Source organism: Allobosea sp. 01N443 (assembly GCF_056399325.1).
Map to the genome: position 1 here is coordinate 1 of NZ_JBFTRC010000253.1, position 6,818 is coordinate 6,818.

Consider the following 6,818-nt stretch of genomic DNA (forward strand, 5'->3'; position numbering starts at 1 on the left):
ATGCGATTTGCCCGGCATGGACCGTCGTCAGACCTTGGCAGGCGCAGCGGCGATGTAGCCAAGCCCACGGACGGTCTCGATGATCTCGACGCCGAGCTTCTTGCGGAGACGGCCGACGAAAACCTCGATGGTGTTGGAGTCCCGGTCGAAATCCTGATCGTAGAGATGCTCGACCAGCTCGGTACGCGAGACGACACGCCCCTGATGATGCATCAGATAGGCCAGCAGCCGGTACTCGTGCGAGGTGAGCTTGACCGGATTGCCGTCGACGACGACCCGGCTGGCGCGCGTGTCGAGCCGCACCGGGCCGCAGGTCAGCTCCGAGGTGGCATGGCCGGCTGCGCGGCGCAGCAGCGCCCGGACGCGGGCCAGCAGTTCCTCGATATGGAACGGCTTGACGACATAGTCGTCGGCGCCCGCATCGAAGCCCGAGACCTTGTCGCTCCAGCGATCCCGTGCAGTCAGAATCAGTACCGGCATGGTCTTCTCGGCCCGGCGCCAACCCTGGAGCACAGTCACGCCATCGACCTTCGGCAGGCCGAGATCGAGGATCACTGCATCATAGGGTTCGGTCTCTCCGAGATAGAGGCCCTCCTCGCCGTCGAACGCCTTGTCGACGGCATAGCCGGCATTCTCCAGCGCGGTCACGATCTGGCGATTGAGGTCCTTGTCGTCCTCGACGACGAGCAGTCTCACGTCGGCTCACTCCTGTCTTGATGTCCCGGGGCCGGATGCCTTCGCCTGAAGGCTGCCGCTCAGCGAATGGTTGAGACCTTGCCGGACTGGCCCTCGAGCGTCACCCGGGCCACGCGACCGTCGCGCTTCAACGTCGTTACAACATAGACGAAATCATCGCCCTGGCGACACAGCCTGATACGGACGACCTCGCCCGGCGCGGCGTTGCGCGCATGCCTGGAGGCCTGGGCCGGCTGGATCACCCGCCCATCCGACACCGCCTCGCGCATCTCGTCCGCCGACAGGCAGGAGATGGGCTCCTGGCTGTCGATCGTGACAATCGGGAGGGGCTGGGCAAGCAGTGTCAGGGCGAAGATCGTTTCGACGGGCATCATCGACATTCGCTAATCCCGAGCAACTGAACACGCCATGAATGGGCGGCTCGCGTATCGTCAGGATATGCCAGTGCACCGCCAGCCGTCCACGCCATTCCTGCCCCTTGCCCACAACCTTGCGGATCTGAGCATCGGCGATCTCAATCTCGGTTTGCAGACGCCCGTCTCGCGGAGTCCGGCATTTCCGCACCTCGCCGGCCGCGCGCGCCGCTGGCTGGCCTGACGAACAAGACCCTCCAGCGTCAGCCGCCGGCTCCGATTCCAGGTTCAATTATGCGGTTCGACGCGCTATCGCTCCCAGCACACGAGGAGAGGAGATCAGATGAGCGTCAGAGGTTCGATTGGCCCTGGCGGGCTCGCGCTCGCGGCGATTCTGGCGGCAACGCCTGCCCTGGCCGTGCTCGGCGGACGCGACGGCGGACCGTCTGCCGCGTCGACGCTGATGGTTCTCAATGCGCGCGGCGGCGTCTGCTCCGGGATCGTCCTGTCACCGCGAACGATCCTGACCGCGGCCCATTGCGCCGATGGCGGCGTCGAGCTGCGCATCCACTGGAAGGACGGCAGCGGCGAACCGGTGCTGATCGCCCCTGCCACGGTCTCGTTCCATCCCGGCTTMGATGCGAAGGCGATCACGGCGCGGCGCCGCTCGATTGATCTCGCCCTGGTGCGCCTCTCCGCACCGCTCCCGTCGCGCTTCTCGCCCGCTGCCTTGATCGACGGCGGCCTTCCGCGCGCCGGTTCGGAGATAACGCTTGCGGGCTATGGGGTCTCCCGGGAGGGAGAGGCCCGCACCACCGGCACCTACCGCTCCGCCACTCTGGCGACGGTCGAGCCCTATGGCCCAGGCAAGATCCTGCTCTGGGCGGCAGATCCTGCTGGTGCGGGCAGTCGTCCCGGCGCCGGCGCCTGCCAGGGCGATTCCGGCGGCCCGATCTGGCAGGGTAGTGACGGCGTTATCGCCGTGACAAGCTGGTCCACTGGTCCGAAGGGCAAGAATTGCGGCCTGCTCAGCCAGGGCGTTCTCGTCGCGCCGCAGCGAAACTGGATCGACCGCACCTTGTCGCAATGGGGCGAGAGCGCATCCTGGACAACCGATCGCTGATCGAAACACTGGACTGGCTCGAAACAGGCCATAGAGTGGCAATGTGAACCCGGCGGTTGCTTCATGATGTCTCGTGCTCCGATCCTTGCCCTTGCCGCAGCACTTTGCGCGGCAGCCTCCCCGGCAGCGGCCGTCGTCGGTGGCGCTCCTTCGCGAGGGCTCGATGGCCCGCGCGCGTGGACGGTCAGGGTCGAGACCAGCCGCGGCGAGCTCTGTTCCGGCGCGGCGATCGCGCCTGAACTCGTCCTGACCGCGGCGCACTGCCTGATGGGCGGTGGGGCCGTCCGTGTGGTGAGCCTGGATACGCGCTTTCGCGAGCGCAGCCACCCGGTGATCGGGGTCCTGCCGCATCCGAGCTTCGTTCCCGGCACCACGCCGCGCACCCAGCCCGGGACCGATCTCGCCGTTCTCAGGCTCGCCTCTCCCCTTCCCGCCGATATCGAACCACTCTCGCTGGGCAGCGGTCTCTGGCAGGGCGAGACCGTGACGATGGCAGGCTATGGCCTCTCGTCCGAGAACAACAAGCGCACCGCGCGGCGGCTGCGCGAGACGCCGCTCGTCAATGCCGGCAACTACACGACGTCGAACACAGTGAAGGTCGCGGTCGACACGCAGGCACTGGGCGAGACGCCTGGCGCAGGTGCCTGCCGTGGCGATTCCGGCGGCCCCGTCCTGCGMGRCTCGGCGGCCTCGCGGGATCTGGTCGGCATCGTCAGTTGGTCGAGCGGCCCGCTGAATTCGCGCGTCAGACGGATTTGCGGCGGTTTCACCGCCATTACGCCGATCAGCGAGCACCGATCCTGGATCACCGAGGCCAGCGGCCGGCTTCTGGCGCTAGGCGAAGGCGGGCGCCAGGAGGCCCCGGTCGCGCCGCGCGCCAGCTATAGCTGGTGGTTCAGCCGCTGAGCCGAACCCGGCGGCTCAGGCGGGGGAACTCCGTCCGCTCGCGTCGGCAGGGCCGCGCGACGCGAGAGGTTCACAACCCGGCCGGGAACGCCCGAGCCGGGCTGCAGAGGGCAGACCACGGGGAAGCGCGGCGGTTGAAGGAGACTCAGGTCTCCTCCTTCTCCACCCATTTGAACGTCGCGGACGGAACATATTGATCCATCCTTTCGAGCAGGGTCGCCGGCTCGGTATCCGTCATGGCCATGGCGCGGTGGTTCTGCTTCAGGAAGCCGGCCTCAACCGTGTTGTCCAGGAAAGTCGCGAGCGGATCGTAGAAGCCGCCGATATTCAGGAAGCCGAGTGGTTTGGTGTGAATGCCGAGCTGGCCCCAGGTCCAGATCTCGAAAATCTCCTCGAAGGTGCCAATGCCGCCCGGCATCGCGATGAAGCCATCCGAGAGTTCGGCCATCCTCGCCTTGCGCGTGTGCATGGTGTCGACCACTTCGAGCCGGGTCAGCCCATTATGGCCGATCTCCTTTTCGCGGAGCGCGCGCGGGATGATGCCGTGGACCTCGCCTCCGGCCGCGAGCGCCGCATTGGCAACGGTGCCCATGAGACCGACAGCACCGCCGCCATAGACGAGCGTCAGCCCGCGCCTGGCGATCTCGGCGCCCATGGCCCGGGCGCCGGCGGCGTAGACCTCGTCATTGCCCGGGTTGGAGCCGCAAAAGATACAAACCGATTTCATGCGCCCAGCGCCTGCAGGATGCGGGCCCAGGAACGCTGGCCCTTGTGGAAGGAAGAGAGGTCGTATTTCTCGTTCGGCGAGTGAACGCGGTCATCATCGAGACCGAAGCCGACGAGCAGAGTGTCCATGCCGAGCGTGCGCTTGAAGTCCCCGGCGACCGGGATCGAGCCACCCGAGCCGATGGTCACCGCCTTGCGGCCCCATTCCTCGGTCAGCGCGGCCTGCGCCTTGAGCAGGGCCGGCGAATCGACGGGAACGGCGATCGCCGGCGAGGCGCCATGCGCTACGAACTCGGCCGTGACATCCGCCGGCAGTCGCGCCCGCACAAAGGCCTGGAAGGCGGCCGCGATCTTCTGCGGATCCTGCTTGCCGACGAGGCGGAAGGAGATCTTGGCCGAAGCCTTGGCCGCGATCACCGTCTTGGTGCCTTCGCCGATATAGCCGCCCCAGATGCCGTTGACGTCGCAGGTCGGGCGCGACTGGATCTGCTCGATCAGCATCCGCCCCTTCTCCCCGATCGAGTGCTTCAGGCCGATCCCCCCGAGGAATTCCGCTTCGGTCAGGCCGAGCGCCTGCCAATCCGCCTTCTGCTCGGCGGTCGGTTCCTCGACCCCGTCATAGAAGCCGGGAATGGTGATCCGCCCGGTCTCGTCGTGGAGCGCCGCGACGATGCGTGAGAGCACATGGATCGGATTGGCGGCGGCGCCACCGAACAGGCCCGAATGCAGGTCGCGGTCGGCGCAGGTGATCGTCACCTCCTGATAGACCAGCCCGCGYAGCGAGGCGGTGATGGCCGGCGTTTCCCGGTCCCACATGCCGGTGTCGCAGATCAGCGCCACATCGGCCTTCAGCTCCTCGGCATTCGCCGAGACGAAGGACGGCAGATTCGGAGAGCCGGACTCCTCCTCGCCCTCCACCAGGATGGTGATGCCGACCGGCAGGTCGCCGGTTTCCTTCAGCGTCGCCCGCAAGGCCTCGATGAAGGTCATCACCTGGCCCTTGTCGTCACAGGCTCCGCGCCCCGTGATGACCTTGCGGCCGGGCGCGATCTCCTTGACCACGGGCTTGAAGGGGTCGCTCTCCCACAGGTTCAACGGGTCGACCGGCTGGACGTCGTAATGGCCATAGAACAGCACATGCGGCGCACCAGGCTTGGGCCGATGGCCGACGACGATCGGCTGGCCGGGCGTTTCGCGCAGCGAGGCCTTGAAGCCGAGCGATTCGAGATCGTCCCGCAGCCATTCCGCGGCGCGGCGGCTATCGGCGGCATAGGCCGGATCGGTGGCGATCGACGGTATCGCGATCCACGACGCCAACCGGGCCAGCGAGGCATCCAGTTCGGCATCGAGGCGAGAGAGAATCGCAGGAAGCTTGGGCATGTCGCTCGATCTCACTATGGGCTCAAGGCATGAGCGGATTTTAGGTTGCATCATCATGACAAGCCACGGGGCCGGCGCCAGCAGGCCGGCCGGCATGGCTGCCCCGCGTCGCCGGCTATTTGCGCCCGCCCATCATCGAGCCGAGTACTCCACGCAGGATCGCCGAGCCGATCTGACGCCCCATCGTCGAGGCGGCCGAACGGGCTGCCGACGTAATGATCTTTTCCGTCATGCTGGGCGGCAGCCGCCCGCCACGGCTGCCCGGACCGGTCTTCGGCCGCTCGCCATTGCCGACGGCGTCGCCGAGCCAGCCACCGATCGTATCCATGATGCCGCCGCCGCCAGTCGACGCCTCGACCGGCGAGCCATCGCCGTTCAGGCCCTTGCGCTTCATCAGCTCTTCATAGGCCGACTCGCGGTCGATCATGGCGTCGTATTTCCCGGCAAAGCCGGAATCGCGCATGCACTGGGCCCGCTCCTGCGGCGAAACCGGACCGACCTGTGCCATGGGCGGGGCGATCAGCGTGCGCTCGACCATGGTCGGCGTGCCCTTGCCCTCCAGCGTCGAGGTCAGAGCCTCGCCGACCGCAAGCTGGGTGATCGCTTCCTCGGTCTTGAACTTGGGGTTCTGGCGGAAGGTTTCGGCGGCCGCCTTGACCGCCTTCTGATCCCGCGGCGTGAAGGCGCGCAGCGCGTGCTGCACGCGGTTGCCGAGCTGGGCCAGAACCGTATCGGGGATATCGAGCGGGTTCTGCGTGACGAAGTAGACGCCGACACCTTTCGAGCGGATCAGCCTGACGACCTGCTCGACCGCCGTCAGCAACGCCTTCGGCGCGCCGTTGAAGAGCAGGTGAGCCTCGTCGAAGAAGAAGACCAGCTTCGGCTTGTCGAGATCGCCGACCTCCGGCAGCTGCTCGAACAGCTCCGAGAGCAGCCAGAGCAGGAAGGTGGCATAGAGCCGCGGATTGGCCATCAGCTTGTCGGCCGCGAGCATGTTGATGATGCCGCGCCCGTCGCGGTCGGTCCGCATCAGGTCGTTGATGTCGAGCGCCGGCTCGCCGAAGAACAGATCGCCCTTCTGGTTTTCCAGCACCAGCAAGGCGCGCTGGATCGTCCCGACCGACTGCGCGGTAACATTGCCGTATTTCGTCGTCAGCGACTGCGCGTTCTCGGCGATGAAGGCGAGGATCGCGCGCAGGTCCTTGAGGTCGAGCAGCAGCAGCTTCTGTTCGTCGGCGATGCGGAAGGCGATGTTGAGCACGCCTTCCTGCGTGTCGTTGAGATCAAGCAGGCGCGAGAGCAGCAGCGGCCCCATTTCCGAGATGGTGGCGCGGACAGGGTGACCCTGCTCGCCGAACACGTCCCAGAATACGGTGGTGAACTGGTCGGGCTGGTACGTCACGCCGATCTCCTCGGCGCGCTTGAGGAAGGGTGGCTTCGAATCGCCCGGCGCGGCAACACCGGACAAATCGCCCTTGATGTCGGCTGCAAAGACGGGAACGCCGTGGCGCGCAAAGCCTTCGGCCAGAACCTGCAATGTCACCGTCTTGCCGGTGCCGGTTGCGCCGGTGATCAGGCCATGACGATTGGCAAGCTTGAGCAGGAGCGATTCGGGCTTCCAGCTCTTGCCGATC

General features: G+C 66.6%; 8 protein-coding genes. 3 read left to right on the forward strand and 5 right to left on the reverse strand.

The window, feature by feature from the left end; translation table 11 throughout:
* Positions 1-27 precede the first annotated feature (27 nt).
* Positions 28-696, reverse strand: coding sequence for a response regulator transcription factor (locus AC1DRP_RS33515; protein ID WP_043241156.1), 669 nt, complete (start codon positions 694-696; stop codon positions 28-30).
* A 59-nt stretch (positions 697-755) separates the two neighbouring features.
* On the reverse strand, positions 756-1,076 hold the full coding sequence (locus tag AC1DRP_RS33520; protein ID WP_069877267.1) for a PepSY domain-containing protein: 321 nt from the start codon (positions 1,074-1,076) through the stop codon (positions 756-758).
* 28 nt (positions 1,077-1,104) lie between these two features.
* On the opposite strand from AC1DRP_RS33520, the gene AC1DRP_RS33525 reads away from it, so the two are divergent.
* From AC1DRP_RS33525 to AC1DRP_RS33535, 3 genes are all read left to right on the forward strand, one after another.
* On the forward strand, positions 1,105-1,293 hold the full coding sequence (locus tag AC1DRP_RS33525; RefSeq protein ID WP_441506615.1) for a hypothetical protein: 189 nt from the start codon (positions 1,105-1,107) through the stop codon (positions 1,291-1,293).
* A gap of 99 nt (positions 1,294-1,392) precedes the next feature.
* On the forward strand, positions 1,393-2,172 hold the full coding sequence (locus tag AC1DRP_RS33530) for a S1 family peptidase (protein WP_476770779.1): 780 nt from the start codon (positions 1,393-1,395) through the stop codon (positions 2,170-2,172).
* A 63-nt stretch (positions 2,173-2,235) separates the two neighbouring features.
* Positions 2,236-3,078: a S1 family peptidase gene (locus AC1DRP_RS33535; protein WP_476770780.1), complete on the forward strand. Its 843-nt coding sequence runs from the start codon at positions 2,236-2,238 to the stop codon at positions 3,076-3,078.
* Between the two features lie 145 nt (positions 3,079-3,223).
* Here AC1DRP_RS33535 and AC1DRP_RS33540 read toward each other — a convergent pair whose 3' ends face one another.
* The 3 genes from AC1DRP_RS33540 to AC1DRP_RS33550 form a co-directional block, all read right to left on the reverse strand.
* Complete coding sequence (locus tag AC1DRP_RS33540; protein ID WP_069877270.1) at positions 3,224-3,805, reverse strand: LOG family protein; 582 nt, start codon at positions 3,803-3,805, stop codon at positions 3,224-3,226.
* Positions 3,802-5,184 carry a dipeptidase gene (locus AC1DRP_RS33545; protein WP_476770781.1) on the reverse strand — a complete coding sequence of 461 codons (1,383 nt, stop codon included), beginning with the start codon at positions 5,182-5,184 and terminating at the stop codon, positions 3,802-3,804. The genes AC1DRP_RS33540 and AC1DRP_RS33545 overlap by 4 nt, the downstream gene beginning before the upstream one ends.
* A 115-nt stretch (positions 5,185-5,299) precedes the next feature.
* Complete coding sequence (locus AC1DRP_RS33550) at positions 5,300-6,817, reverse strand: helicase HerA-like domain-containing protein (RefSeq protein ID WP_476770782.1); 1,518 nt, start codon at positions 6,815-6,817, stop codon at positions 5,300-5,302.
* Position 6,818 lies beyond the last annotated feature (1 nt).